The following is a 25962-nucleotide window of genomic DNA, read 5'->3' on the forward strand; positions in this document are numbered from 1 at the left end:
TCTGGCTCATATTTAATTACAGATAATAAAAATGACGGAATCTTCCTGCGTAACAGACACCCAAACGACGGCAACCTGGGCAGAAGGTTGTAAAGACAGCCTGCCGATTGTGATTAGCTACCTGCCTGTCGCTTTTGCTTTCGGGCTGAATGCCACCAAACTGGGATTTACTCCCCTCGAAGCCACCTTTTTTTCCTGCATCGTATATGCCGGGGCCAGCCAGTTTGTGATAACTGCCATGCTGTCTGCTGGCAGTGCTCTGTGGGTGGCGGCCCTGACAGTTATGGCGATGGATGTTCGCCATATCCTGTATGGCCCTTCACTACAGAGCCGTATCCGCACCAGGTTAACAGGTTCGCGCACCGCGCTATGGGCGTTTGGTTTGACCGATGAAGTTTTTGCGGCCGCTACCGCCAAACTGGTGCGCGACAACCGGCGCTGGAGTGAATCCTGGATGGTAGCCATTGCCCTGACTTCCTGGGCGTCCTGGGTATTGGGCACACTGGCGGGGGCATGGTCAGGCAACGGCCTGCTCGATGACTGGCCCGTCGTTGAGGCTTCGCTGAGCTTTATGTTGCCAGCGTTATTTTTAAGTTTCCTGCTGGCTTCATTTCAACGCAAACAGTCATGGTGTGTGGTTGCGGCGCTGGCAGGCGCTGTGCTGGGTATTACTTTGTTTTCAATTCCGGCGGCGATTCTGTGCGGAATTGTCTGCGGTTGTGCTGCAGCATTGATTCAGGCGTTTTACCAGGAGGCCAGCGATGAGCATTGATGTATTAGTACTCGGGCTGTTTGTTGGTTGCGTGAACTACCTGTTCCGTTACCTGCCGCTGCGCCTGAACCGTGGGCAAAACACGCAAAACCGGCGCGGCGCAGTGACTATTTTACTCGACAGTATTGGCATCGCCTCTATTTGCGCGTTACTGGTCGTCTCCACTGCGCCAGACTTAATTAAGCACCACCAACATGTGCTCCCCGTGGCTATCGGTTTCGTCGTTCTGATTGCCAGTTTCTACAAATTACGCACCATTATCATCCCGACATTGCTCAGTGCACTGAGCTTTGGTCTGGCGCTGAAACTGATGAGTGGCGGGTAATTAGCGAACCTTAAGCGCACGAATAATCCATTTACTTTATTTATCACTATAGTTACTATATCGGCTGCAACTAATGAGGTTAATCTAATGGATAGTTCGTTCACGCCCATAGAACAAATGCTTAAGTTTCGTGCCAGCCGCCAAAAAACCTTTCCTTACCAGGAAATTTTGCTGACCCGCTTGTGTATGCACATGCAGGGTAAGCTGCTGGAAAACCGTAATAAAATGCTGAAAGCTCAGGGTATCAATGAAACCCTGTTTATGGCGTTGATCACGCTTGAGTCACAAGAGAACCACAGTATCCAGCCTTCTGAACTAAGCTGTGCACTGGGCTCTTCCCGCACCAATGCCACCCGCATTGCTGATGAACTGGAAAAACGTGGCTGGATTGAACGTCGTGAAAGCGATAATGACAGACGTTGCCTGCACTTGCAGTTAACTGAAAAAGGTAAAGACTTTCTTGATGAAGTATTGCCGCCACAACACAGTTGTCTGCACATGCTCTGGTCATCACTGGATGAACAAGAGAAATCTCAACTCGAGACAATCACGCGTAAATTGCTCCTGCGACTTGACCAGATGGAAGCCGATGAAACCGTGCTTGAAGCGGTACGATAACTCCCCGCATCGAATAGCAAGCCACAACCAGACAGATTCAACCTCAGGCCAGTTGATTACCCGACTGGCCTGTCTGATAAAAACAGGGTCATGCCGACCAAACCTAAGAAAATAATAAGATGGTGGAGAATAGTATGAGCGCAAATGCGGAAAATCAGGCACCGCAGCAGCACGCTAAGAAAAAGAAAGGTAAGCGAAAGAACGCGTTACTTTTCCTCACAACACTTTTTGTTGTTATTGCGGTAGGTTACGGAATCTATTGGTTCCTGGTACTACGCCATTATGAAGACACTGACGATGCTTATGTCGCGGGAAACCAGGTCCAGATTATGTCCCAGGTTTCCGGGAGCGTGACAAAAGTATGGGTAGATGACACAGACTTTGTAAAACAAGGCGATACGCTGGTCACTCTCGACCCAACAGATGCACAGCTGGCGCTCGATAAAGCGAAAACCGCACTGGCTTCCAGTGTGCGATCAGTTCACCAATTGATGATCAACAGCAAGCAATATGAAGCGAATATCGCACTGCAAAAAACCGCGTTAACTAAAGCGCAGAATGATTTAAAACGCCGTGTACCATTAGGAACGGATAACCTGATTGGTAAAGAAGAACTGCAACACGCCAAAGATGCTGTCGCCAGTGCGCAAGCTCAACTTGATGTTGCCGTTCAACAGTACAACGCCAATAAAGCGATGTTGCTGGGCGATAAAATTGAAGACCAGCCAAGTGTAAAACAAGCAGCTGCAGCTGTACGTGATGCCTGGCTTGCTCTGCAACGTACCAATGTTGTCAGCCCGGTAACAGGTTATGTTTCCCGGCGTGCAGTGCAGGTTGGCGGGCAAATCAGTGCCTCCAGCGCCCTGATGGCGATTGTTCCGGCTCACCATATGTGGGTTGACGCTAACTTCAAAGAAACCCAACTGGCGCACATGCGTATTGGGCAGTCTGCTACCGTTGTCAGCGATATCTATGGCGATGACGTGAAATACACCGGTAAAGTAGTTGGCCTTGATATGGGCACCGGGAGCGCCTTCTCGCTGCTGCCAGCACAAAACGCCACCGGTAACTGGATCAAAGTGGTTCAGCGCCTGCCTGTACGTATTGAGCTTGATGAGAAGCAACTGGAACAGCATCCACTGCGTATTGGCCTGTCGACTCTGGTGACTGTTGATACCAGTAACCATGACGGCAAAGTGCTGGCAAGTGAAGTACGTAAAACGCCAGCCTACGTAAGTAACGCGCGTGAAATTTCTCTGGCGCCAGTCAATAAAACCATTGACGATATTATCCGGGCCAACGAAGGGTAAACAGCGGAGGGTGTATGCCACAAAAACCGCTTGAAGGCCCACAACTGGTTGTCATGACCATTGCGCTGGCTCTGGCGACATTCATGCAGGTGCTGGATTCGACAATTGCAAACGTCGCCATTCCCACCATCGCCGGTAACCTTGGCTCTTCGTTGAGCCAGGGGACCTGGGTTATTACCTCATTTGGGGTGGCTAACGCTATCTCCATCCCAATTACCGGCTGGCTTGCCAAACGGGTGGGCGAGGTAAAATTATTCCTGTGGTCCACCGGTGCTTTTGCCGTGGCCTCCTGGGCGTGCGGGATGTCCAACAGCCTGTCGATGCTGATTTTCTTCCGCGTCATACAGGGTGTGGTTGCAGGCCCGTTGATTCCGCTGTCGCAGAGTTTGCTGCTGAGCAATTATCCTCCGGCCAAACGGAGTATTGCCCTTGCGCTGTGGTCAATGACCGTTATCGTTGCGCCGATTTGCGGCCCTATTCTGGGTGGCTGGATTAGCGATAACTACCACTGGGGCTGGATATTCTTTATCAACGTGCCTATTGGGGTTGTCGTGGTAATGATGACACTGCAAACCCTGCGCGGGCGTGAAACACGCACCGAGCAACGGCGCATAGATGCCATAGGCCTGGCGTTGCTGGTATTAGGTATTGGCTGCCTGCAGGTGATGCTTGACCAGGGGAAAGAGCTAGACTGGTTCAATTCGAAAGAAATTATCATTCTGACGATTGTCGCCGTTGTTTCACTCTGTTTTCTGGTGGTATGGGAGCTCACCGACGACAACCCCATTGTGGACCTGGCGTTGTTTAAGTCGAGAAACTTTACCATTGGCTGCCTGTGTATCAGCCTTGCTTACATGCTCTACTTTGGCGCGATTGTACTGTTGCCGCAGTTATTGCAGGAAGTCTATGGCTACACAGCAACCTGGGCAGGTTTGGCATCAGCACCGGTCGGGGTTATCCCGGTTATCCTGTCGCCAGTCATTGGCCGTTTTGCCCATAAGCTGGATATGCGCCGCCTGGTCACCTTCAGCTTTATTATGTACGCGGTGTGCTTCTACTGGCGGGCATGGACATTCGAACCAGGAATGGATTTTGGCGCTTCTGCCTGGCCGCAGTTCATTCAGGGCTTTGCTGTTGCCTGCTTCTTTATGCCGCTGACGACCATTACGCTTTCCGGCCTGCCGCCGGAGCGCCTGGCTGCAGCATCCAGCCTGTCGAACTTTACGCGTACTCTGGCAGGTTCAATAGGGACGTCTATCACGACAACGATGTGGACCAACCGGGAATCACTGCACCATGCGCAACTGACAGAATCTGTTACGCCGTATAACCCCAACGCGCAACAGATGTACAGCCAGTTAGAAGGCATGGGAATGTCTCACCAGCAGGCTTCCGGGTATATTGCCCAGCAAATCACTAACCAGGGGCTGATTATCTCTGCCAACGAGATATTCTGGATTTCAGCCGCCGTGTTTATTGTTTTGCTGAGCCTGGTGTGGTTTGCCAAACCACCGTTCAGTTCAGGCGGTGGGGGCGGTGGCGCTCACTGACAACCGCAGGTAAAGCGTCAGAACCTGAGCGCGGGCGTTGTAAAGCCCGCGCTTTTTTATTGCGCCATTCCCTGTGCAGTACAGTGCAAAGCAAGCAGCACCAGCTGCAAAATATTTTTCGCCAGAATCCCACCTGCCGCCCATAAAAAAGAGAGGCTCACAGGCCTCTCTTCTGACTGGTAACAAACTGATTCAGCTCACCAGAACTGATGGCTGTCAGATATGCAGTTCTTTCAGCTTCTCTTTAGGCAGCGCCAGTTCCTGGTTGCTGTTTACCCCTACGCCACGTTCGATAATATGGCGGGCAATATCCTGAGCTTCAGACAGAGAGTGCATTTCCCAGGTACCACACTGGTAAACATTCAGTTCCGGGATCTGAGACTGATCCTGAACTTTCAGCACATCACTCATTGCCGCTTTCCAGGCATCAGCGACACGCTGTTCGCCAGGCTGGCCAATCAGGCTCATATAGAACCCGGTACGGCAGCCCATCGGGGAAATATCGATGATCTCCACGCCATCACCATTGAGGTGATTACGCATAAAGCCAGCAAACAAGTGTTCAAGGGTATGAATCCCTCGTTCTGGCATAACTTCCTGATTCGGGATACAAAAACGCAGGTCGAATACGGTAATAGTATCGCCATGCGGCGTATGCATCGTTTTCGCTACACGTACCGCTGGTGCGCCCATACGGGTATGGTCAACAGTGAAGCTATCCAACAATGGCATCTGATCACCTCCGATAAGTGATTTTTTTAAAAATAAACTGAACTATTAATTCCGGGGCGAGTCTGAGTATATGAAAGACGCGCATTTGTTATCATCATCCCTGTCCGCAGAGATGAATTATTTGGCCACAGCAATGTGGCCTTTTCTTTTGGTTCATGCCTGGCGGGCAAGCAGAGCCTCAAATGATTCGCTATCGCTTTCTTCCAGCACTTTCTGGCGCGTTACAGACGCATCACGCTCACGGTCAAAATCGGCCTGAGTGAGGATCTCCAGCGGTTCCTTCATTAACAGCTCGCGGTAATGAGCAGCCAGCGCTTTACCTGTACCACCAATACCATTATCGATCATAGATCGTAAAATACGCGCTGAATAGGTTAATTCAGGGTTCTCAAAGCTGGCAACCAGTTGATCGCAAACATTCTGGTAAGCCGGGGTATCTGCCATGGCATCCAGTGTTTGAGCCACACGCCGCAAATCAGCAAACAGAGCCATACCCAATTCTTTCAGAGTATGCTGCGTTGCCTGGCAGCCTGTTTCAAGCATGGCAAACATATCCAGCATCAGGCCAGGTTTGCGCCCTTCAATAATGACCTTGTTCCAGTTTTTACGGGTACAGGCCAGCTCATCTTTGTTCATTTCTGGTGCATCAGCAAGCACACACCAAATCATAAACAAGTCGAGGAAACGTACCTGGTTTTCATCCACACCAATAGGTGAGAAGGGGTTAATATCGAGCGAACGTACCTCAATATACTCCACACCACCACGCAGCAACGCATCTGATGGCGATTCACCCGGCCGGGTAACTCGCTTAGGCCGAATAGGGGCATACAGCTCATTTTCAATCTGCAAAATATTGGTGTTCAGCTGTAACCACTGACCATTCTTTTGCAGCCCCAACTCACTGTATTCCAGTGAAGGAGTATGGATAGCCTGTTTCAGGTTCTCAACATAGCTTGAAAGGTGGTTATAAGTGATATTCAGCTGGCTCTGGGATTTATTGGTATACCCCAGGTCGCTGAGACGTAGTGATGTACCGTATGGCAGGTAATACAGGCCATTTTCCGTCTGCTCAAAAGGCAACGCACTCGGTTTGCCTTGCAGGAACGAAGAGCAAATCGCCGGCGATGCCCCAAACAAATAAGGAATAACCCAGCCAAAACGGTAGTAGTTACGAATCAGGCGGAAATAGCCTTCAGAAATAGCTTCCTTACCACTTACTTCGTCGGTAATGCCAGCTCTCGCCTGCCAGAAAGACAGTGGCAGCGAAAAGTTGTAATGCACGCCAGAAATGGTTTGCATCAATGCCCCGTAACGGTTTTTCAACCCTTCACGGTAGAGTGTTTTAAAACGCCCAAGATTTGAACTGCCATATTGCGCCAGTTCAATATCCTGCCCATTTTCAATAAAACACGGCATACTCAGCGGCCACATCCGTTCATCACCAATGTTGTTCGCTGTATGGCGGTGTAAATCCCGCATAAAGCGCAGCATATGGTCGATATCGCGGTCTACTGGCGTAATAAACTCCAGCAGGGCTTCGGCAAAGTCTGTGGTAATCCATTTATGTGTCAGCGCAGCACCAAGGCTCTCCGGGTGCCCTGTTGTGGCAAGCGAGCCATCAGGTGCAACGCGCAGTGTTTCACGTTCCAGCCCGCGGCGAAGACCCGCAACCGCTTGTGGATGTTGTTCAAGCCAGGCTAATGCCTGTGATACGTCAGGGATCAAATTGACCTCCCGCCTGTCAAAATTCTTCTGTTAAGCATAATTGTAATGGTTGACGAATAAAGGTCACTCCTGGCGAGTAATAATCCTGTTTGCCGGAAACGAAAGTTACCAGGCAGGCTGCTCCAGTATTGTGAGCACTGACACCACGCCCTGACCTTTCGCACATCAACAACAATTACCCGCCTGCTGTTTTACCCTTGCCACCATGCCATCCCTTGTACTGTTACCAGCATGATAAATACATAACGCAGTGCCTTACCCAGGCACAACCAGAGGACTACCGGCCCCCAGGCCATACGCAGCCATCCGGCCATTAAACACAACAAATCCCCAATCAACGGTAACCAACTCAATAGTAGCGTAACGGGGCCAAACCGATTTAACCACTGTAAGGCCCTGTCATGCCGTTGACTGGTTTCCCGCAACGGGAACAGGCGCCCTAGAATAACGTTTGTCAGACCGCCAAGGCTATTACCGATTGATGCGGTTATGACTAATAACCAGGGGGAACTGTTTCCGGCAAGTAATAACCCCGCCAGCACAGCCTCCGAACTTCCTGGTAACAATGTGGCACTCAGAAAGCTACTGGTAAATAAAGACAGAACGGGTAGCCAGTCATTCACAGTGTGCGAACGTCCACAACAGCCATTCCAGCTCGTTGTGCGGCCTCAATACCAAAATCCGCATCTTCAAATACGATACACTTATGTGCTGCCACCCCCATTAACTCGGCACAGCGCAAAAATGTATCAGGAGCAGGTTTATGGTGCTCGACGTCATCGGCGGTGACTACAGCATCAAAGTACTGGCGTAGCCCCAGATGATTTAACAGCAACCCGGCCACACGGCTTTCACTCCCGGTGCCAACCGCCATCGGTTTCTTGCCATACCAGGCTTTCACCACTTCAATTAAAGGCAATGGTGTCACGCTGTCCAGCAACATGGTTTTTACCAGCGCTGTTTTTTCATCTGCCAGCGCATGAGGAGAGAGTGAGCCATTATTCCCGTTGATAATCGCCTCGGCGATTTTCCAGGTGGGTGCGCCATTCAGGGCGATAATGGCCTGTTCATCCAGTTGCATATCATAGCGAGCCAGTACGGTACGCCAGGCTTTACGATGCGTGGGTTCGGTATCCAGAATTGTGCCGTCCATATCGAATATCAGGCCATCATACTGTGTATACATCGAAACCTCCGGCAAGATGAAAAGAGAGGCTACTTTAGCGCACCTGGTAATATTTGTCGCTGCCAAAGGTGTATTGCCCGCATTTACCTGCCGAATTAACCCTTTTAATAAAAAGGGAATTCTGTTTATATCGCCTGTTTATATTATCTGTTCACACCGGCCACCAGGATAGCTCAGGTAAGCACAGGTTAACGATTAAACCGAAGCAGTAAGAGCACAGGCGGCAGCGTGCTGAAATAAAGCAGCAAACAGAAATCAAGTTAGTGGATTAAATCAGGAAAATTCAGAGAGAGTGTGTGGAATATACAGAGGAACAAGAAGATGGTGCATCCGGGAGGATTCGAACCTCCGACCGCTCGGTTCGTAGCCGAGTACTCTATCCAGCTGAGCTACGGATGCATCGGGTATGACATAAAACTGGCGCATAAAAGCAGAAATGGTGCATCCGGGAGGATTCGAACCTCCGACCGCTCGGTTCGTAGCCGAGTACTCTATCCAGCTGAGCTACGGATGCATCGGAATAACTACTTTACTGCTAACCTTTATTACTACTAAAGCAATAAAGGATATAACGCATTCTGAAAGGCTCTGTACTGCATTACCTTTCTTACCATTGGGTTAACAATGGCAACCTCACGACCACTACATTAATGTAGTGCGTTTACTACCCGCTATTGGTGAGTAAACAAGAGATGGTGCATCCGGGAGGATTCGAACCTCCGACCGCTCGGTTCGTAGCCGAGTACTCTATCCAGCTGAGCTACGGATGCAAAATGGCGGTGAGAGAGGGATTCGAACCCTCGATGCAGCTTTTGACCGCATACTCCCTTAGCAGGGGAGCGCCTTCAGCCTCTCGGCCATCTCACCACACGCCTCTTGCGAGGAACCCCGAAGAACTTGTTTCTGCTCATCGGCGTTGCGTGGCGCACATATTACTTTCTGAGACTTATAAGTCAAACAATTTTTCCGGAGTTCTAATCGTTTGCACATTTCACAAACAATTCGCCTGTTTTACCAGCGTGAAGCTGCCTTTTTACCCACAAACAAAGCCTGTCACGCCACTTAAGGCGCAGCAATGTTATGGCATCAGAGCAAGAAAACAGACAGGGAAAACGACAAAAATACGGAAAAAACCAATTAAAGGCCATGAAGGGAGCGCCTCGCACAAAATGCGAGACGCTTTAGATCAGTAGCTGGACTGTTGTGACTTTTCAGCCTGGATACGCTGGTAAATTTCTTCACGGTGTACAGAAACTTCTTTCGGGGCATTCACACCAATGCGCACCTGGTTACCTTTTACCCCAAGAACTGTCACGGTTACCTCATCACCAATCATGAGGGTTTCACCAACTCGACGAGTCAGAATCAGCATTCTTTGCTCCTTGAAAGATTAAAAGAGTCGGGTTGCTTGTACCCCGGCTTATCCATCATATAACGAGTACCGCCATGGATGACAAACACATATGTGTCAGAAGTCATTGCACAGCCTGCTGTTACTTAGTTTAGCCGATATACGACACTTCAACCCGACTTTATCATTTTTGCCAGCGCGTTAAAGTCTTAGCGCCATTTATTCACGAAATGGCGCACGTTACGCTTATAATTTTACAGTTTGGCAGCTACCCAGCTTTCAACACTGGCCAGCGCACCTGGCAGTGCCTGTACATCAGACCCACCGGCCTGAGCCATATCGGGGCGGCCACCACCTTTACCACCAACTTGCTGTGCAACCATGCCGATCAGCTCACCCGCTTTAATACGGTCGGTCAGATCTTTAGATACCCCGGCAATCAACGAAACTTTCCCTTCTGCAGCTGTCCCCAGGACAATTACAGTGGAGCCAAGTTGGTTTTTGAGGTCGTCTACCATCGTGCGCAACATTTTCGGTTCAACATCGCTCAACTCACTCACCAGCAGCTTAATGCCTTTCACATCGACAGCTTTGCTGGACAGGCTGGCACTTTCTTGTACCGCCTGCTGAGCTTTCAGTTGCTGCAATTCTTTCTCAAGCTGACGTGTCCGGTCAATCACAGCACGAACTTTATCACCTAAATTGTGACTGTCGCCCTTGAGTAATTGTGCTATATCCGCCAACTCGTCGCTTTGGTTATGCATTACAGCCACCGCACCTTCACCTGTTACGGCTTCAATACGGCGAACACCTGCTGCAGTACCTGACTCAGCAACAATATGGAACAGGCCGATATCCCCGGTTCTGCTGGCGTGAGTACCACCACACAGTTCAGTCGAGAAATCGCCCATGCTCAGTACACGCACGCGCTCATCGTATTTTTCACCGAACAGCGCCATGGCCCCTTTCTCTTTTGCTGCATCCAGGTCCATCACGTGGGTTTCAATCGGCAAGTTACGGCGAATCTGTGCGTTAACAATATCTTCTACCGCACGAATCTCTTCCGGCTTCATCGCTTCAAAATGCGAGAAGTCGAAACGCAGTGCTTTATCATTAACCAGTGAACCTTTCTGCGCAACATGAGTGCCAAGCACCTGACGCAGTGCCGCATGCAATAAGTGAGTTGCAGAGTGGTTAAGGCGAATACGTGAGCGGCGCGCCTCATCAACCTGGGCATTCACGCTGTCGCCAACTTTAAGAACACCCGTTGAGACAGTACCCTGGTGGCCAATTGCCTGGCCATATTTCTGTGTATCAGACACAGTGAAGGTGGCATTAGCAGACTTCAGTTCACCAGTATCACCAACCTGGCCACCAGACTCACCATAGAACGGGGTTTTATCCAGCACAACAACGGCTTCCTGCCCGGCAGCAACCTGTTCGGTTTGCTTACCATCGACAAACAGTGCAGTTACTTTGCCAGTCACAGCCAGTTCTTCGTAGCCTTTAAATTCAGAGGCGTCATCAACGCGAATCATCGCATTGTAATCCGCGCCAAAACCGCTGGATTCACGGGCACGGCGGCGTTGTGATTCCATTGCAGCTTCAAAACCCGCTTCATCAACTTTGATGTTGCGCTCACGGCACACATCTGCAGTTAAGTCTACCGGGAAGCCGTAGGTATCATACAGGCGGAAAGCTGTTTCGCCATCCAGGGTATCCCCTTTCAGTTGTGCCAGCTCTTCATCCAGCAGTGCCAGACCGCGTTCCAGTGTACGGGCAAATTGCTCTTCTTCCGTTTTCAGTACTTGCTCAACCAAAGCCTGCTGGCGTTGCAAATCTTCGCCTGCCGCACCCATAACCTGAACTAATGGCGCAACCAGTTTGTAGAAGAAGGTGTCTTTCGCACCCAGCATATTACCGTGACGAATTGCACGGCGAATAATACGGCGCAGGACATAACCACGGTTTTCATTGGATGGTGTAACACCATCGGCAATCAGGAATGCACAGGAACGAATATGGTCGGCAATTACTCGCAGTGATTTGCTGCCCAAATCCGTCGCGCCAGTTACTTCCGCAACTGATTTGATAAGATTGCGGAACAAATCAATATCGTAGTTTGAATTCACATGCTGCAGAACAGCGGCAATACGCTCCAGCCCCATACCGGTATCAACCGAAGGCTTCGGTAGCGGAACCATAGAGCCGTCAGCCTGGCGGTTAAACTGCATGAAGACGATGTTCCAGATTTCAATATAACGGTCGCCGTCTTCTTCCGGGCTCCCCGGAGGCCCACCCCAAATATGGTCGCCATGATCATAGAAAATTTCAGAACATGGGCCACAAGGACCGGTATCACCCATCTGCCAGAAGTTATCTGATGCGTAAGGCGCGCCTTTATTATCGCCAATGCGAATAATACGCTCACGCGGAACACCAACTTCTTTTTCCCAGATAGCGTACGCCTCGTCATCGCTTTCATAGACGGTTACCCAGAGGCGGTCTTTGGGCAGGTTGAACCACTGCTCACCTGTCAGCAGTTCCCAGGCGAACTGGATAGCATCATGCTTGAAGTAATCACCAAAGCTGAAGTTACCCAGCATTTCAAAGAAGGTGTGATGGCGTGCGGTGTAACCTACGTTTTCGAGGTCATTATGTTTACCACCGGCCCGCACACAACGCTGCGCGGTTGTCGCACGCGAGTAATTACGTTTATCAAGACCAAGGAAAACATCCTTGAACTGGTTCATCCCGGCGTTGGTAAACAGCAATGTCGGGTCGTTATTTGGAATCAGGGAGCTACTTGCAACAACCTGATGTCCCTTGCTATGGAAAAAGTCGAGAAACGCCTGACGGATCTCAGCGGTGCTCTTGCTCATAATTATCCTGAAATCAAGCTAACGGAGTCTTGTAAAACCACCATGATAAACGCTATTACGCTTTCATGTGCGCTTTTACCGGGAAAAAAGTGGGAATAAGATATGTTTTCTTAGCGGGGAAGTAAAATCCCTATGCGCCCGGTTGGTAAAAATTCTGTCACAGCTCATCATATTCTGAGTAAATCTGCTGTATCTCTTCCATGTAAAAACCACGGTATTGCAGGAAACGTTGCACTTTGATTTTCTCCGGGAAGCCCGCAGGCAGTGGGGTACCGAATTTACGCTGGGCTACGTCCCGGGCCAGTGCGCACCAGTCGCCTTCAAAAGCTCTAAAAGCGCTGTCAATTTCGTCACGCCCTACGCCTTTCTGCTGCATTTCCTGGCGGATGCGTTGCGCCCCATACCCTTTACGGTAACGGCTTTCAATGAAACGTACTGCAAAACGGCTGTCGTCAAGCCAGTTATGTTCACGGCAAGTGTTAATAACCTGTTCAATTTCCTCTGGCCGCACAGCCTCTGTCTCCTGTTCTTTACTGAACCGGGAAGGAGTGGCTAGTTTACGGCGTAATTCCAGTTCACTGTGGTCACGCATAGCCAGCATGCGCACTGCGCGTTCCTGCAAACCACGCACCCGCTCTTCAGGTGTTTTTGGCGTGTTTTTTCTCTGTGTGGTACGCGGCACAGGTGCATTTTGTTGCCCGTGAATAACCCGGCCTGGTAATGATTCATCTTCACCCGGCGTCCCTGATGTATTGTGCCGCACCTTTTGCTCATCAGGTTCGCAAGGTTCAACGGAAAGAGAGAACGGTTTGGATGAAGGGGAACGGGGCATAAAGTGGACTCCAGAAATAGTTCAGGGCTGCCGAAGCAGCCCTGATTATATTCAGTACATTCGTTCTGTACATTTGCTCTGTACATTCGTTCAGTGAATTCATGCAATGCATTCATTCCCAAGAGCAATTCCAAACAATGCATCAAAACAGTCATTCAAAACAGTTATTCAAAACAATAGCTCAGAATAATCATTCAGAACTGCCTGTAACCAGAACGACGTACCTTCAGCACAGTGCGCCTGGATTAAAACTCTTCCTGCGCGTTGTCTGCATGGTCTTCTGTTTCATCAGCAGAGAAATCAGGCGTGCTGTCCTGGTTATTGAGCAGCATTTCACGCAGCTTGCTTTCAATCACTTTGGCAACGGCTTCATTCTCTTTCAGGTAGCTGGTGGCATTTGCTTTACCCTGGCCAATTTTGTCGCCATTGTAGCTGTACCATGCACCTGCTTTTTCAATCAGCTTATGCTTCACACCCAGGTCAACCAGCTCGCCGTAGAAGTTAATACCTTCGCCGTAGAGGATCTGGAACTCAGCCTGTTTAAACGGTGCGGCAATTTTATTTTTCACAACCTTAACGCGGGTTTCACTCCCCACCACGTTATCACCTTCTTTCACCGCACCAATACGGCGGATGTCCAGGCGAACAGAGGCATAGAACTTCAGTGCGTTACCACCCGTAGTGGTTTCCGGGTTACCGAACATCACACCAATCTTCATACGGATCTGGTTGATGAAAATAAGCAGCGTATTGGACTGTTTCAGGTTACCGGCAAGCTTACGCATTGCCTGGCTCATCATACGTGCAGCCAGCCCCATGTGTGAATCACCGATTTCGCCTTCAATTTCAGCTTTTGGTGTCAGTGCCGCAACGGAGTCAACAACGAGAACGTCGACAGCGCCAGAACGTGCCAGTGCATCACAAATTTCCAGAGCCTGTTCGCCAGTATCCGGCTGTGAACACAGCAGGTTATCAATATCAACGCCCAGTTTACGGGCATAGACGGGGTCAAGGGCGTGTTCTGCATCGATGAACGCACAGGTTTTACCTTCACGCTGCGCGGCAGCAATAACCTGCAGTGTCAGTGTTGTTTTACCTGATGATTCTGGCCCATAGATCTCTACGATACGGCCCATCGGCAAGCCACCTGCACCCAGAGCGATATCCAGGGAGAGTGAACCGGTGGAGATCGTTTCCACATCCATAGTGCGGTCTTCACCCAGGCGCATGATGGAGCCTTTACCGAATTGTTTTTCAATTTGGCCCAGTGCTGCCGCCAACGCTTTTTGCTTGTTTTCGTCGATAGCCATTTTTACTCCTGTCATGCAGCCCAGAGTGATTGCTCTACCTGCTGCGTCTCACGAATGCTGTTTTGTTGAACTGATTATACTGTACAATCATACAGTATCAAGCAATTTGTAGAAAATCTTCTGCCAGGGTTTTAAGAGCAAAGGCTGTCGCCTGGCGGCGCACGGCTTCTCTGTCACCACTAAAATACTGGCGGCAGGCGGTTACTTTCCCGTTTTGGGCGCTGAACCCAAACCAGACAGTACCCACTGGTTTTTCCGCACTTCCACCGCCCGGGCCCGCAATACCACTGACCGCAATAGCGAAAGAGGCTTCAGCCGCCTGCATGGCTCCAAGAGCCATTTCACGGACAACCTGCTCACTGACCGCGCCATAACTCAGTAATGTTTCCGGGAGAACCCCAATCATTGCCTGTTTGGCATCATTACTGTAAGTCACGAAACCACGCTCAAACCAGGCGGAACTCCCGGCGATATCAGTAATAACTTTCGCAATCCAGCCCCCGGTGCAGGACTCGGCTGTCGTCAGTGTTGCTTTCTGTTGCAGCAGCGCTTCACCTACCTGTTCACTGAGCTGCATTAAAGCCTGGTCACTCATTATATTGCCCATTGTACCTCCACTTTTTTTGCGCTGGCTACGCGCGCCAGCCCGCAATGCCCGGAAGTGTTCAACTCTGCGGGCTGTGCCGAAAAACACGCCCGCAGACGGGCACTGACGCAGAGCATACCGCCCTCAGGGCAAATACCTATTGCCCTCGCGCCTGGGAAACTGCCAGCCCCAGTTGCCAAACTGCCATTGCATAATGGGTACTGTGGTTATAACGGGTTATGGCATAAAAGTTTGGCAGCCCGTACCAGTACTGATAAGAAGTGCCCATATCCAGCCTTAACAGGCTGACTTGCTGATGTGTGCCAAGAGGTTGCTGTGGCGTTAACCCCGCCATTGTCAGCATCGACGGGCTGTATTTCGTGTTGTAACCGCTATCCAGACCAGGAGCCTGGCCATTTGCCATAATAGCGACCTGGTCGCCAGGCACCCAGCCGTTGGCTTTAAAGTAATTAGCAACACTACCAATCGCATCAACCGGATCCCATAAATTAATATGGCCATCACCGTTAAAATCAACCGCATATTGTTTAAAGGAGGAAGGCATAAACTGCCCATAGCCCATCGCCCCGGCGAAAGATCCACGTAAATCCAGCGGATCATCACCTTCAGAGCGGGCCATCAGCAAGAAGGTTTCCAGTTCCCCCTGGAAATAAGTGGCGCGGCGTGGGTAATCAAAGGAGAGCGTCGCCAGCGCATCAAGTATGCGGGTTTTCCCCATGACTCTGCCCCAGCGCGTTTCTACACCAATAATACCCACGATAATTTCCGGTGGAACGCCGTACACCTGCCATGCACGGTTAAGTGCATCCTGATACTGATTCCAGAACACCACACCATTTTGTACGTTGTCGGGTGTAATAAATTTTTGGCGGTAACGCAACCATGCGCCATTTGGCCCGGTAGGAGCGGTTGCCTTTGGCGCCTGCCTGTCCATCAGGCGCAGAACATAATCAAGGCGTTTCGCCTGAGATAAGATCTCGTGGAGTTGCTGGCGATCAAAACCATGTTTACTGACCATCATATCAATAAACTGTTCTGCGACCGGGTTTGTGGCGAAATCACCACTCAGCACCATCTGGTTATGTTGTGGATCCAACAAAAAACCGCCAGATGGCGAGCCCACAGTGGGTGCCGCTACTGGCGTTTGTGTTTGGGGTTTACTGCTGCACGCTGTGAGTAATAGCGCAACAGGAAGCATAAGAGCATAACGACGTTTCAGCATGAGTTGTCCATAAATAGCAGCCGAAATTAAAGTGCCTTAATGGTAAATCAACTTCCGGCTGCCAGGTAGCGTAACAAGCGTGAAAGCACAGGTTTTTACGATTCGTCCTGTGTTCATCTTGTTATTACCCATCCCTTTACACACAAACAGAGCGCCTGTGATGCAGAATAAAGCCTGTCAAAGTTATCAACGGGACAAACAATGCACACCAAAAAGTTTCGGCAGGTATGAGGTACAGCCGAAGTTTGCAACGATAGTGGCTTTGTCACCGATGTTACATAAAAGAGAAATCTTTCATCCCCTCAATATGGTGTTTTTAATGTAACCACAAGCGTGACAAAAATCTCACTTAAGCACCTCAGCAGACATGAACAAAGGCATTAATTGACTTAAGTCAAATTATTCTAAATAAAACAAAATTAGTTTATAAATTTCAATTGATTATAAAAGGATTTTCCGTGGCACTACATGGTAAGTTTGTAATCAATGATGCTGATTTCTCCCCCTTAACGATTTATGGCGTCAGCACTTTTATGGCTTTTTCTGGTAAGGGAGCGTATCGCAATCGTGGGGCTTGTGCGCATATTCCGACAGAAGGCCCCATTCCACCGGGTAAGTACTGGATCGTGGAAAGAGGGCAAGGAGGCGGATTATCTAAAATGTGGGGAGGCGTGAAAGATTTATATAACAAGATTTCGAGCGGTTCCGAATTCATGCGCTCTGAATGGTTTGCACTCTATCGCGATGGTATCAGTATTAGCGATTATACATGGGTTAATAGTGTTCAACGCGGCCTTTTCCGTCTTCACCCGGGAACGATTTCTGAAGGGTGCATTACTCTTCCCCATAATTCCGATTACTCCCGGTTACGAAATGCATTATTAAACACCCCCATGATTTCTGTTCCCTGCATGAAGAATTTAAAAGCTTATGGAAGCATTGAGGTTATCATAAATGGTTCTAAAAATTGCTAAAGTACTGGGTGTCGTAATCAGTAAGATAGTTTTATTTCTCGCAATTTTTACCATTGCAGCAAGGCTGATAGATGCATCAACTTTTATCAGTTATGACAAATCAGCACATTTTGGTGAATGGCTACACGGCTATCGGGCTCCGGAAAATTATGATGATCTGTGGTTTGTTGTGAATGCAGGTTTATCAATGATAAGTGCTGTTGTCTCCTATAACATAGTGATGTGGGTAATCAGAAAAGTGCGCCAATAATGGCGCACCAGCAATTAACGCATATTCCATGCATCTGTATGTTTTACGTTACCATCTACATAGTGCCAGGTGATTTTTTCATATTGCATACCTACTGATTCCATATGGTTTATTTGAGAATTAGCAGCATATTTAATATTAGGCATTCCCGGATTAACGCCAGTGATTTTCACACCTTCAATCAGCATAATGAAATAACACTCTTCATGTCCGGCATCGTTTATTTTATACCAACGTAATTCACCACTTTTAAGTGTTTGCCCTTGAGAAACAGCCTTATACAGATATGGGCTGGATGCATCGAACTCTTTCTCAATCATGAACGGTGAGTGGTTACGAGTACCAGTAATTTTACCATTTGCCGGGTCAACAGGGAGATTAAGCCCATGGCTAAAACCAACAACTTCAATGCTACCTTCCCGCCCCTGGACATCAACAGAGCCCTTGATGTGTGAACCGCCATCGTCATACAGCCACAAATAACCAGGAATTGGCATATAAATTTCCTTATTTATCAATGAAAATGGAAATTCATACTAATATAAAGTCCTTTCTGGCACCTGACATAAATCAATCAAGAATAAAAAAGCGCCAGGAAATGAGAAATGGGTTTTACTGAGCAAAAACTCTTACCAACTGCTTGCCTCCACGCACAATTCCCCGCCCTTCCTCCACATACCGCATCCCCCCACTCAGTCGGTGATAAAAACGGCTCGATCACGATCGATAATCTTTCACATCGAAATATTTATCTTTCACAATGAGATCAAGTTAACACATTTTAAGGTTTCATTTTGATTATGATAAGCCATCACTTCATAACAAGTGACCCTCACTACCCGACAGGAGAATAAGAATGATTGATGTCATAACACACAGTGCCGAATGGTTTATCGGGCTGTTTCAGAAGGGAGGCACCGTCTTCACCGGCATGGTGACAGGCATATTGCCGCTGTTGATCAGTTTGCTGGTTGTCATGAATGCGCTGATCAATTTCATTGGGCAGGACAGAATTGAACGCCTGGCACAACGCTGTGCAGGTAACCCGGTATCACGTTACTTGCTGCTGCCGGTTATTGGCACATTTGTGTTCTGTAACCCAATGACACTGAGCCTGGGGCGTTTTATGCCGGAAAAATACAAACCCAGCTATTACGCCGCCGCATCCTACAGTTGCCACTCAATGAACGGGTTATTTCCACATATCAACCCGGGTGAGCTTTTCGTCTACCTGGGCATTGCCAATGGCCTGACAACCCTTGGCCTGCCGTTGGCGCCACTTGCCGTCAGCTATTTATTTGTCGGCATGGTGACTAACTTCTTCCGTGGCTGGATAACCGATCTCACCACCTCCATTTTTGAGAAAAAAATGGGGATCCAGTTAGCCCGTCAGGTTCAACTCTAAAGGACAACCATTATGCGTACCGTTCAAATTGTTAAAGGCACTGGCGGCTGGGGTGGCCCACTCACACTGGCCGTAGAACCGGGTAAAAAGATTGTCTACATCACTGCAGGAACGCGCCCGGCAATTGTGGATAAACTCAGCGAACTGACCGGATGGGAAGCGGTGGATGGCTTTAAAGAAGGTGAGCCCCCCGCAGAAGAGATTGGTGTCGCGGTTATTGACTGCGGAGGCACCTTGCGGTGCGGTATCTACCCTAAACGCCGTATCCCAACCGTCAACATTCATTCAACCGGGAAATCGGGCCCACTTGCCCAATTTATTGTGGAAGATATTTATGTTTCCGGCGTGAAAGAACACAACATTTCACTGGTGGGCGAAGGCGAAGCACAACCCTCACAGCCCACTCCTGTTGCCAAACCCGTGGTACAGGCAGAAGCAAAACAGCAAACAACCCGGGACTATGACACCAGCAAAAAAATCACCGAACAAAGTGATGGCCTGCTGGCAAAAATTGGTATGGGGATGGGCTCCGTTGTTGCGGTCTTCTTCCAGGCCGGGCGCGATACCATTGATACCGTTCTGAAAACTATTTTGCCTTTTATGGCGTTTGTTTCAGCTCTGATAGGCATCATTATGGCTTCCGGCCTGGGCGACTGGATTGCCCATGGTCTGGCACCTCTGGCAAGCAACCCTATAGGCCTGGTCATACTGGCATTGATTTGTTCCTTTCCGTTTCTTTCACCTTTTCTCGGCCCTGGTGCGGTCATCGCTCAGGTTATCGGCGTGCTGATTGGCGTGCAAATTGGCCTTGGCAATATTCCACCGCATCTGGCACTGCCAGCCTTATTTGCCATCAACGCACAAGCCGCCTGCGACTTCGTACCTGTTGGGTTGTCACTGGCAGAAGCACGCCAGGATACCGTTCGGGTTGGGGTGCCTTCCGTGCTGGTTGGCCGTTTCCTGACAGGCGCGCCAACCGTGCTAATCGCATGGCTGGTGTCCGGCTTTATTTATCAGTGAGGTACCGAATGCAAACTATTTATCAGACCACCATTACTCATATTGGCGAAAACGCGTGTGACGCACTGCTCGACAACATGCTGATTACTTTCCGTGAAGGGGCTCCGGCAGACATTGAAGCGTTCTGTTTTATCCATAACCACGGCGCGCTGAATGCAGACCTGGTACCCGGTTGCACACTGGAACTGGCCGGGCACAACTACCCCGTCACAGCCGTAGGCTCCGTTGCCGGGCAAAACTTACGCGAGCTGGGGCATATCACCTTGCGCTTCGATGGCAGTGAACAGGCGGAATACCCCGGGTGTGTTCATGTTGCCGGGCAAACGCCAGGCGACATTCCCACGGGCAGCACTATCAAATTTATTGCTTAACAGGTTATTTAAGGAGTTACACATGAATCAGGTTGCCGTTGTCATTGGTGGGGGACAAACTCTTGGCGCGTTCCTTTGCCATGGGCTTGCACAAGAAGGGTATCGCGTAGCGGTTGTTGATATTCAAAGCGACAAAGCCTCGCGCGTTGCACAAACCATTAACGATGAATTTGGTGAAGGCACAGCCTGCGGGTTTGGCGCCGATGCCACCAGCGAACAAAGCGTCATGGCGGTTGCTCGTGGTGTGGATGAGATTTTTGGCCGGGTTGATTTGCTGGTGTACAGCGCCGGTATTGCTAAAGCCGCATTTATTTCCGACTTCGCACTGGGCGATTTTGACCGCTCATTGCAAGTAAACCTGGTTGGGTACTTTCTGTGTGCGCGTGAGTTTTCACGCCTGATGATTCGCGACAATATTCAGGGCCGTATTATTCAGATTAACTCGAAGTCCGGGAAAGTGGGGAGCAAACATAACTCGGGGTACAGTGCAGCAAAATTTGGTGGTGTAGGGCTGACACAATCGCTGGCGCTGGACCTGGCTGAATACGGGATTACCGTCCACTCACTAATGCTTGGCAACCTGCTGAAATCCCCTATGTTCCAGTCACTGTTACCGCAATATGCACAGAAACTGGGGATCCAACCAGACCAGGTTGAACAATATTACATTGATAAAGTTCCACTAAAACGCGGCTGTGATTACCAGGATGTACTGAACTTATTGCTGTTTTACGCCAGTGACAAAGCCTCTTATTGCACCGGGCAGTCAATCAACGTAACTGGTGGGCAGGTCATGTTTTAACCCTGCATGATGCCTTACCCTGCTGTGCGGGCCACTTCTCTGTGGGTAAGTGGCCCTTGCCAGTGTGCAGCACTATGCGGTTATTCATGCACCGTGGTTATTCAGGTGCAGCGACTAATGTGTAGTAGCTAAACACTTGCAGGTAACAGAATAAGCACAATGAAAGGAGACATCTATGGTTAGCGCGCTGATTACTCTCGCCGCCATTGCCTGGTTCAGCCAGATGGTTCTGGGAGCATGGCAAATATACCGTTTTAACCGGGCATTTGATGCACTGTGCCTGAAAGGCCGGGTAGGTGTTGGCCGTTCTGGTGGGCGTTTTCGCCCCAGAGTGCTGGTTGCCATTGCTCTCGATGAACAAGAACGTGTTATTGATTCATTTCTGATGAAAGGGCTAACTATTTTTGCAAAACCCAAGGCACTTCCCAATATTCAGGGGCTTTCAAAGCAACAATTACAATCTGATGTGATCTTTCCCAATGATCAGAACTGTCAGAATGCTCTATTATTAGCGCTTAAACTGAAACAAAGATAATTTCGTTTTGAACGCTTATGGCTTGCGAAGTTATCATTTTGCAAATTTTGTAAGGTCAGCTAATGAAACCACGTCAACGCCAGGCCGCCATTCTTGAGCATCTGCAGAAACAAGGTAAATCTTCGGTAGAAGAACTGGCCCAGTTCTTTGCCACCACAGGAACCACCATTCGCAAGGATCTGGTGTCACTGGAAAACGCCGGTACCGTCATACGCACTTACGGTGGCGTGATGCTGAACAAAGACGAAGCCGATCCGCCCATTGATCACAAAACCCTGATTAATACCCACCAAAAACAAGAAATTGCCCACACCGCCGTTGGTTTTATTCAGGATGGTGACTCCATTATTCTGGATGCCGGGAGTACCGTATTGCAGATGGTGCCGCTGCTTGAGCACTTTAACAACATCACGGTAATGACCAACAGCCTGCATATCGTCAATGCGCTTTCTGAGCTGGACAACGAACAGACCATCCTGATGCCGGGCGGCACATTTCGCAAAAAATCCGCCTCATTCCATGGGCAACTGGCCGAAAACGCCTTTGAGCACTTCAGCTTCGATAAATTATTCATGGGTACCGATGGTATTGATCTGAATGCAGGCGTAACCACGTTTAATGAAGTATTTACTGTCAGCAAAGCAATGTGTAACGCCGCAAGGCAGGTTATTCTGATGGCAGACTCCACCAAATTTGGGCGCAAAAGCCCGAACGTTGTGTGTGGATTAGACCAGGTAGATATATTGATAACGGACAATGGCATCAGCCCGGAATTCCACAAAGCACTGGAAGACTCCGGGATAAAAGTCATTATTACAGGAGAAAATAATGAGTGATTCTCTGCTCGCCGCCGCCAAAAACACCCTGCTTCTGGAGTTACATGAAGCCAGTAAATTACCAGAGCGTCTTGATGAAGGCTTTCTGAAAGCAGCCAAAGCAGTGCTGCACTGCAATGGAAAAGTGATTGTGTCCGGGATGGGTAAATCCGGCCATATTGGCAGAAAACTGGCCGCGACACTTGCCAGTACCGGGACACCGGCTTTCTTTGTTCACCCGGCAGAAGCGCTGCATGGTGATCTGGGCATGATTGAATCGCGCGATATCCTGTTATTTATCTCCTATTCCGGCACAGCAAAAGAGCTGGATTTTATCCTTCCCCGCCTGGCTGAAAAGCAAGTGTTATTACTGGCGATAACTGGCAAGAACACCTCTCCCCTGGCTCAGGCAGCACACGCAGTTATTGATATTTCGATTGAGCGTGAAGCCTGCCCCATGCACCTGGCTCCCACCTCCAGTACCGTAAATACCCTGATGATGGGCGATGCGCTGGCAATGGCGGTGATGCAGGCTCGCGGGTTTAATGAAGAAGATTTTGCCCGCTCTCACCCTGCCGGGGCGCTCGGTGCACGCTTACTCAACCGGGTACACCATTTGATGCGTCAGGGCGAAAATGTGCCGCAGGTAGCAGACAGCGCAACAGTAATGGATGCAATGCTGGAATTAAGCCGTACCGGCCTGGGAATGGTCCCCGTCGTTAATACCCACACTGAAGTCAGCGGTGTCTTTACCGATGGTGATTTAAGGCGCTGGCTGGTTGGTGGAGGCAAACTGGAAGACTGTGTCACGCAGGCAATGACCCGTGGCGGGTTTACACTCAATGCCGACAGCCGTGCTGTAGAAGCAAAAGAACAACTTATGAACCGGCGCATCAGCGCTGCACCCGTCACTGACAGTAATCACAAACTGGCAGGGGCTATTAACCTGCAAGACTTCTGGCAGGCTGGCATTTTATAACGCCACTACCGCTCTGGCAGAAAGAGTATTTTCAGATACAAAACAACCGGAAAAAGCCGCGCTCACGCGGCTTCGTCCGGCTGTTCCCTCAGCGACCATTAATTATTTGGTCAGTTCTGCGGTCATATGAACCTGGTTACCATCACGGGCTTCAGTGATGTGGTAAGACGCACCATCCTGTTTAGCCTGAGCAGCAATTTTTGCTTCTGCACCATCCAGAGTGCTGGCAGTGGCAGTCACAGTTTGTGCAAAGCTTGCAGAAGAAACCAGGGTTAACGCAGCAACAGCAAAAAGAGTTTTCATCATTTTCATGGTCTTGTTCCTTATTCAATCCATCTTTCAATCTTGGTAAAAGGCGCCGTGCCTTTGATGGGTGAAATAATAACCCTGGAAATTATTAGCAGAGTAGCAAAAAGTGCGATCCAGATCACTTTCTTATATTCGGGAAATAAAAACGCAACACACATCTGTTACCGATTGGTAATACTTTCATACTGTTATAGGCTGGCTTATTAACGTGGGCAGAGACGGTAAAAAAGGTGACACATGGCTTCCTCCACACAAGGCGATGTTTTGAACCCATTTTCCATTGGGTTTCTTCTTTTCCCGGGCGTGACGCAACTGGACTTAACTGGCCCGTGGGAGGTGTTCTCCCGTGCGCCAGGCGCTCAGGTGCACCTTATCTGGAAGACGCGTGAGATTGTCCAGTCTGACAAAGGTATGGGTATTCAACCCACGGCAACCTTTACCGACTGCCCGCCGCTTGACTTGATTTGTGTACCCGGTGGACCCGGACAAATCCCGCTGATGGACGACACTGAAACCCTGCAGTTTCTGCGTGAACGGGCACAGCAGGCGCGTTTTATCACAGCGGTATGTACCGGTGCATTAGTGCTGGGGGCCGCCGGGCTGCTGCATGGCTACCAGGCAACAACGCACTGGGCCTCACTGGACCAACTTGCCCTGCTCGGTGCCATTCCGCTGGCGCAAAGAGTGGTGCGTGATGGCAACAGAATTACCGGGGCTGGTGTCACATCGGGTATCGATTTTGCGCTTAGCGTAATAAGTGATATTTGGGGAGCAGACATCGCTCAGGGGATTCAGCTACAACTGGAGTATGCCCCACAACCACCGTTTAACAGTGGCACGCCAGGCCAGGCACCACGCGATGTGCTGGCACAGGTGCAACACACTAACCAGGCATTCGCCAGGCAGCGCCTTGCTGTTACCCGGCACACGGCAAGCCACCAGGCAAAACAACCCGGCTGCGGTGATGGCTGGCATATTGCTGTGCTGGAAAATGGCGAATATATGCCCCTGCGCCAGCAAGTGTTGTGGCCAGATAAACCGCTGGCATTCAGCGCTGTACCTGGTGATAACGCTGCGTTGCACTTTGGCGTATACCACACAGGTAAGCTCATCTGCTGCCTTTCCGCATTTGCCCTGGCTGAAGGGCTCTGGCAAATACGCAAGTTTGCTACCGTAGCTGAATGGCAGCGCAAAGGGTTTGGCACAATACTGCTGGCTACAGTGATAAAACAACTGGAACAACAAGGTGCGCTGCGTTTTGAGCTGGACGCCCGGCAAACTGCCTGCGAATTTTATGAGAAACTGGGTTTTTCCCCCTGCTCTGCTCCTTTCGAGAAATCAGGCTTGCCTTATATCCGTATGGCGAGACAGGTGCTTACCTGAAGGTACAGAAGGTTACATCAGGAAACAAAATCCATGCATATTAATTCATAGCGGGCGTGTCTAATGCAGTCCTGTTTATTTATTTTTATCGATGCGCTACTTGTCCATGTTCAAAGCAGTTTCATCGGGAGAGGTTATGTCCAAGTCCACACCGTTACTGTTATCCGTGCTGTTGCTTAGCGCCAGCGTGTTGCCATTTGCCAGTGCGCATGCTGATGATGAAACAGCAGCGCCCGCAGCACAAACCAGCGGGCAGGATCCTTACGCCGTTACGTCGTTCACTGCTGATTTTAAGCGTTTCACAATTGGCGACATTGTGCCTGAACTTTATCGTTCCAAGACCTATGAAATTGACCAGTGGCAGCTCCGCCACCTGCCAGCACCAGAGGCTGACAGCCACTGGACCTACATGGGTGGTGACTATGTACTAATCACCAATGCCGAAGGCAAAGTTCTGCGCGCAGAAGAAGGTAATATTTTTTACGAGCATTAATGGCTCGCGCAGTTTAACTTTCTTGCCTTTATTACCAGCACGGTGAGCCCTGAGCCACCGTGTTGTTTCTTTTGTTACACCTTCATTTAGCACGCCATTCCACTTGCCTTTCCCCTTTGTTGTGATCCTCAACAGTTTGTGATCTTATTCGCATTTAAATGTTTCATAGTTGTTATACTCGCCAAAATTACGAATGAAAGT

28 protein-coding genes, 4 tRNA genes and 1 pseudogene are annotated in these 25962 nt (G+C 49.6%); 17 read left to right on the forward strand and 16 right to left on the reverse strand.

What is annotated here, in order from left to right:
* The first annotated feature begins 31 nt into the window (after positions 1–31).
* The 5 genes from DES37_RS00640 (at position 32) to emrB (ending at position 4575) form a co-directional block, all read left to right on the forward strand.
* Positions 32–772 carry an AzlC family ABC transporter permease gene (locus DES37_RS00640; RefSeq protein WP_110024492.1) on the forward strand — a complete coding sequence of 247 codons (741 nt, stop codon included), beginning with the start codon at positions 32–34 and terminating at the stop codon, positions 770–772.
* Positions 762–1097 (forward strand): L-valine transporter subunit YgaH, encoded by a 336-nt coding sequence (gene ygaH, locus DES37_RS00645; protein WP_110024493.1) that lies wholly within the window; start codon positions 762–764, stop codon positions 1095–1097. Before DES37_RS00640 ends, ygaH begins: the two co-directional genes overlap by 11 nt.
* Positions 1098–1184: 87 nt before the next feature.
* Positions 1185–1715, forward strand: a complete 531-nt coding sequence (gene mprA, locus DES37_RS00650) for a transcriptional repressor MprA (protein ID WP_036103847.1) — start codon at positions 1185–1187, stop codon at positions 1713–1715.
* Between the two features lie 134 nt (positions 1716–1849).
* The gene (gene emrA, locus DES37_RS00655) at positions 1850–3025 is read left to right on the forward strand and encodes a multidrug efflux MFS transporter periplasmic adaptor subunit EmrA (RefSeq protein WP_036103845.1); all 1176 of its coding nucleotides are present in this window, start codon (positions 1850–1852) and stop codon (positions 3023–3025) included.
* A 14-nt stretch (positions 3026–3039) separates the two neighbouring features.
* The gene (gene emrB, locus DES37_RS00660; RefSeq protein ID WP_110024494.1) at positions 3040–4575 is read left to right on the forward strand and encodes a multidrug efflux MFS transporter permease subunit EmrB; all 1536 of its coding nucleotides are present in this window, start codon (positions 3040–3042) and stop codon (positions 4573–4575) included.
* Positions 4576–4791: 216 nt separating this feature from the next.
* Here emrB and luxS read toward each other — a convergent pair whose 3' ends face one another.
* The 14 genes from luxS to mltB all read right to left on the reverse strand — a co-directional run bounded on the left by luxS (position 4792) and on the right by mltB (position 16425).
* Complete coding sequence (luxS, locus tag DES37_RS00665) at positions 4792–5307, reverse strand: S-ribosylhomocysteine lyase (RefSeq protein ID WP_036103839.1); 516 nt, start codon at positions 5305–5307, stop codon at positions 4792–4794.
* 153 nt (positions 5308–5460) lie between these two features.
* A complete protein-coding gene (gshA, locus tag DES37_RS00670) occupies positions 5461–7035 on the reverse strand; it encodes a glutamate--cysteine ligase (RefSeq protein ID WP_110024495.1) in 1575 nt (524 codons plus the stop codon).
* Positions 7036–7226: 191 nt separating this feature from the next.
* Positions 7227–7658: a YqaA family protein gene (locus DES37_RS00675; protein WP_036103834.1), complete on the reverse strand. Its 432-nt coding sequence runs from the start codon at positions 7656–7658 to the stop codon at positions 7227–7229.
* On the reverse strand, positions 7655–8221 hold the full coding sequence (yqaB, locus tag DES37_RS00680; protein ID WP_110024496.1) for a fructose-1-phosphate/6-phosphogluconate phosphatase: 567 nt from the start codon (positions 8219–8221) through the stop codon (positions 7655–7657). Before yqaB ends, DES37_RS00675 begins: the two co-directional genes overlap by 4 nt.
* 322 nt (positions 8222–8543) lie before the next feature.
* Positions 8544–8620: transfer RNA gene (locus DES37_RS00685), tRNA-Arg, on the reverse strand.
* 38 nt (positions 8621–8658) lie between these two features.
* Positions 8659–8735 (reverse strand) — tRNA-Arg (locus DES37_RS00690).
* 179 nt (positions 8736–8914) lie between these two features.
* Positions 8915–8991 (reverse strand) — tRNA-Arg (locus DES37_RS00695).
* A 4-nt stretch (positions 8992–8995) separates the two neighbouring features.
* A tRNA-Ser gene (locus DES37_RS00700) sits at positions 8996–9088 on the reverse strand.
* A 319-nt stretch (positions 9089–9407) separates the two neighbouring features.
* On the reverse strand, positions 9408–9593 hold the full coding sequence (gene csrA / locus DES37_RS00705) for a carbon storage regulator CsrA (protein WP_000906486.1): 186 nt from the start codon (positions 9591–9593) through the stop codon (positions 9408–9410).
* Between the two features lie 233 nt (positions 9594–9826).
* Entirely contained in the window at positions 9827–12454 is a 2628-nt protein-coding gene (gene alaS / locus DES37_RS00710; RefSeq protein WP_110024497.1) for an alanine--tRNA ligase, read from the reverse strand.
* Positions 12455–12611: 157 nt separating this feature from the next.
* Positions 12612–13055, reverse strand: coding sequence for a regulatory protein RecX (locus DES37_RS00715; protein WP_110024734.1), 444 nt, complete (start codon positions 13053–13055; stop codon positions 12612–12614).
* 476 nt (positions 13056–13531) lie between these two features.
* Positions 13532–14596, reverse strand: a complete 1065-nt coding sequence (gene recA / locus DES37_RS00720; protein ID WP_036103823.1) for a recombinase RecA — start codon at positions 14594–14596, stop codon at positions 13532–13534.
* A gap of 97 nt (positions 14597–14693) precedes the next feature.
* The gene (gene pncC, locus DES37_RS00725; protein WP_110024735.1) at positions 14694–15191 is read right to left on the reverse strand and encodes a nicotinamide-nucleotide amidase; all 498 of its coding nucleotides are present in this window, start codon (positions 15189–15191) and stop codon (positions 14694–14696) included.
* A gap of 148 nt (positions 15192–15339) precedes the next feature.
* On the reverse strand, positions 15340–16425 hold the full coding sequence (gene mltB, locus DES37_RS00730) for a lytic murein transglycosylase B (protein WP_110024498.1): 1086 nt from the start codon (positions 16423–16425) through the stop codon (positions 15340–15342).
* Positions 16426–16883: 458 nt separating this feature from the next.
* Between mltB and DES37_RS00735 the strand changes: the two genes are divergently transcribed.
* Together DES37_RS00735 and DES37_RS00740 are read left to right on the forward strand one after the other, a co-directional pair.
* On the forward strand, positions 16884–17399 hold the full coding sequence (locus tag DES37_RS00735; protein WP_110024499.1) for a DUF2778 domain-containing protein: 516 nt from the start codon (positions 16884–16886) through the stop codon (positions 17397–17399).
* Entirely contained in the window at positions 17380–17649 is a 270-nt protein-coding gene (locus tag DES37_RS00740) for a hypothetical protein (protein WP_051691251.1), read from the forward strand. Before DES37_RS00735 ends, DES37_RS00740 begins: the two co-directional genes overlap by 20 nt.
* Before the next feature lie 14 nt (positions 17650–17663).
* Here DES37_RS00740 and DES37_RS00745 read toward each other — a convergent pair whose 3' ends face one another.
* A complete protein-coding gene (locus DES37_RS00745) occupies positions 17664–18146 on the reverse strand; it encodes an Hcp family type VI secretion system effector (protein WP_036103810.1) in 483 nt (160 codons plus the stop codon).
* A 359-nt stretch (positions 18147–18505) separates the two neighbouring features.
* Here DES37_RS00745 and srlA point away from each other — a divergent pair, with 359 nt between their 5' ends.
* The 7 genes from srlA (at position 18506) to gutQ (ending at position 23576) form a co-directional block, all read left to right on the forward strand.
* On the forward strand, positions 18506–19054 hold the full coding sequence (srlA, locus tag DES37_RS00750) for a PTS glucitol/sorbitol transporter subunit IIC (protein WP_036103805.1): 549 nt from the start codon (positions 18506–18508) through the stop codon (positions 19052–19054).
* Positions 19055–19066: 12 nt separating this feature from the next.
* Positions 19067–20074, forward strand: coding sequence for a PTS glucitol/sorbitol transporter subunit IIB (gene srlE, locus DES37_RS00755; protein WP_110024500.1), 1008 nt, complete (start codon positions 19067–19069; stop codon positions 20072–20074).
* A gap of 8 nt (positions 20075–20082) precedes the next feature.
* Positions 20083–20445, forward strand: coding sequence for a PTS glucitol/sorbitol transporter subunit IIA (gene srlB, locus DES37_RS00760; RefSeq protein WP_036103799.1), 363 nt, complete (start codon positions 20083–20085; stop codon positions 20443–20445).
* Between the two features lie 22 nt (positions 20446–20467).
* Positions 20468–21247 carry a sorbitol-6-phosphate dehydrogenase gene (srlD, locus tag DES37_RS00765; RefSeq protein ID WP_036103796.1) on the forward strand — a complete coding sequence of 260 codons (780 nt, stop codon included), beginning with the start codon at positions 20468–20470 and terminating at the stop codon, positions 21245–21247.
* 175 nt (positions 21248–21422) lie between these two features.
* Complete coding sequence (gene gutM, locus DES37_RS00770) at positions 21423–21782, forward strand: transcriptional regulator GutM (RefSeq protein WP_036103793.1); 360 nt, start codon at positions 21423–21425, stop codon at positions 21780–21782.
* 62 nt (positions 21783–21844) lie between these two features.
* Positions 21845–22618 carry a glucitol operon DNA-binding transcriptional repressor SrlR gene (gene srlR, locus DES37_RS00775; RefSeq protein ID WP_036103790.1) on the forward strand — a complete coding sequence of 258 codons (774 nt, stop codon included), beginning with the start codon at positions 21845–21847 and terminating at the stop codon, positions 22616–22618.
* The gene (gutQ, locus tag DES37_RS00780; protein WP_036103787.1) at positions 22611–23576 is read left to right on the forward strand and encodes an arabinose-5-phosphate isomerase GutQ; all 966 of its coding nucleotides are present in this window, start codon (positions 22611–22613) and stop codon (positions 23574–23576) included. Before srlR ends, gutQ begins: the two co-directional genes overlap by 8 nt.
* A 102-nt stretch (positions 23577–23678) precedes the next feature.
* Here the strand turns inward: gutQ and DES37_RS00785 are convergent, their stop codons facing one another.
* A complete protein-coding gene (locus tag DES37_RS00785) occupies positions 23679–23888 on the reverse strand; it encodes a YdgH/BhsA/McbA family protein (protein WP_036103785.1) in 210 nt (69 codons plus the stop codon).
* Between the two features lie 234 nt (positions 23889–24122).
* Here DES37_RS00785 and DES37_RS25800 point away from each other — a divergent pair.
* The 3 genes and pseudogenes from DES37_RS25800 to DES37_RS00795 all read left to right on the forward strand — a co-directional run.
* Positions 24123–24821: pseudogene (locus tag DES37_RS25800) on the forward strand (DJ-1/PfpI family protein); the annotation flags it as partial.
* Positions 24822–24887: 66 nt separating this feature from the next.
* Positions 24888–25268 carry a GNAT family N-acetyltransferase gene (locus DES37_RS25805; protein WP_245929950.1) on the forward strand — a complete coding sequence of 127 codons (381 nt, stop codon included), beginning with the start codon at positions 24888–24890 and terminating at the stop codon, positions 25266–25268.
* Positions 25269–25404: 136 nt separating this feature from the next.
* Positions 25405–25761: an RcnB family protein gene (locus DES37_RS00795; protein WP_110024502.1), complete on the forward strand. Its 357-nt coding sequence runs from the start codon at positions 25405–25407 to the stop codon at positions 25759–25761.
* The last annotated feature ends 201 nt before the right edge of the window (positions 25762–25962 follow it).

This window comes from Mangrovibacter plantisponsor (assembly GCF_003182475.1).
Classification (GTDB): domain Bacteria; phylum Pseudomonadota; class Gammaproteobacteria; order Enterobacterales; family Enterobacteriaceae; genus Mangrovibacter; species Mangrovibacter plantisponsor.

What these genes read in the sequence shown, in the direction of transcription:
- DES37_RS00640 (WP_110024492.1), top strand. Translation starts at nt 32, where the DNA reads ATGACGGAATCTTCCTGCGTAACAGACACCCAAACGACGGCAACCTGG.
- ygaH (WP_110024493.1), top strand. Translation starts at nt 762, where the DNA reads ATGAGCATTGATGTATTAGTACTCGGGCTGTTTGTTGGTTGCGTGAAC.
- mprA (WP_036103847.1), top strand. Translation starts at nt 1,185, where the DNA reads ATGGATAGTTCGTTCACGCCCATAGAACAAATGCTTAAGTTTCGTGCC.
- emrA (WP_036103845.1), top strand. Translation starts at nt 1,850, where the DNA reads ATGAGCGCAAATGCGGAAAATCAGGCACCGCAGCAGCACGCTAAGAAA.
- emrB (WP_110024494.1), top strand. Translation starts at nt 3,040, where the DNA reads ATGCCACAAAAACCGCTTGAAGGCCCACAACTGGTTGTCATGACCATT.
- luxS (WP_036103839.1), bottom strand. Translation starts at nt 5,307, where the DNA reads ATGCCATTGTTGGATAGCTTCACTGTTGACCATACCCGTATGGGCGCA.
- yqaB (WP_110024496.1), bottom strand. Translation starts at nt 8,221, where the DNA reads ATGTATACACAGTATGATGGCCTGATATTCGATATGGACGGCACAATT.
- csrA (WP_000906486.1), bottom strand. Translation starts at nt 9,593, where the DNA reads ATGCTGATTCTGACTCGTCGAGTTGGTGAAACCCTCATGATTGGTGAT.
- alaS (WP_110024497.1), bottom strand. Translation starts at nt 12,454, where the DNA reads ATGAGCAAGAGCACCGCTGAGATCCGTCAGGCGTTTCTCGACTTTTTC.
- DES37_RS00715 (WP_110024734.1), bottom strand. Translation starts at nt 13,055, where the DNA reads ATGCTGGCTATGCGTGACCACAGTGAACTGGAATTACGCCGTAAACTA.
- recA (WP_036103823.1), bottom strand. Translation starts at nt 14,596, where the DNA reads ATGGCTATCGACGAAAACAAGCAAAAAGCGTTGGCGGCAGCACTGGGC.
- pncC (WP_110024735.1), bottom strand. Translation starts at nt 15,191, where the DNA reads ATGAGTGACCAGGCTTTAATGCAGCTCAGTGAACAGGTAGGTGAAGCG.
- mltB (WP_110024498.1), bottom strand. Translation starts at nt 16,425, where the DNA reads ATGCTGAAACGTCGTTATGCTCTTATGCTTCCTGTTGCGCTATTACTC.
- DES37_RS00740 (WP_051691251.1), top strand. Translation starts at nt 17,380, where the DNA reads ATGGTTCTAAAAATTGCTAAAGTACTGGGTGTCGTAATCAGTAAGATA.
- DES37_RS00745 (WP_036103810.1), bottom strand. Translation starts at nt 18,146, where the DNA reads ATGCCAATTCCTGGTTATTTGTGGCTGTATGACGATGGCGGTTCACAC.
- srlA (WP_036103805.1), top strand. Translation starts at nt 18,506, where the DNA reads ATGATTGATGTCATAACACACAGTGCCGAATGGTTTATCGGGCTGTTT.
- srlE (WP_110024500.1), top strand. Translation starts at nt 19,067, where the DNA reads ATGCGTACCGTTCAAATTGTTAAAGGCACTGGCGGCTGGGGTGGCCCA.
- srlB (WP_036103799.1), top strand. Translation starts at nt 20,083, where the DNA reads ATGCAAACTATTTATCAGACCACCATTACTCATATTGGCGAAAACGCG.
- srlD (WP_036103796.1), top strand. Translation starts at nt 20,468, where the DNA reads ATGAATCAGGTTGCCGTTGTCATTGGTGGGGGACAAACTCTTGGCGCG.
- gutM (WP_036103793.1), top strand. Translation starts at nt 21,423, where the DNA reads ATGGTTAGCGCGCTGATTACTCTCGCCGCCATTGCCTGGTTCAGCCAG.
- srlR (WP_036103790.1), top strand. Translation starts at nt 21,845, where the DNA reads ATGAAACCACGTCAACGCCAGGCCGCCATTCTTGAGCATCTGCAGAAA.
- gutQ (WP_036103787.1), top strand. Translation starts at nt 22,611, where the DNA reads ATGAGTGATTCTCTGCTCGCCGCCGCCAAAAACACCCTGCTTCTGGAG.
- DES37_RS00785 (WP_036103785.1), bottom strand. Translation starts at nt 23,888, where the DNA reads ATGAAAATGATGAAAACTCTTTTTGCTGTTGCTGCGTTAACCCTGGTT.
- DES37_RS25805 (WP_245929950.1), top strand. Translation starts at nt 24,888, where the DNA reads ATGCCCCTGCGCCAGCAAGTGTTGTGGCCAGATAAACCGCTGGCATTC.
- DES37_RS00795 (WP_110024502.1), top strand. Translation starts at nt 25,405, where the DNA reads ATGTCCAAGTCCACACCGTTACTGTTATCCGTGCTGTTGCTTAGCGCC.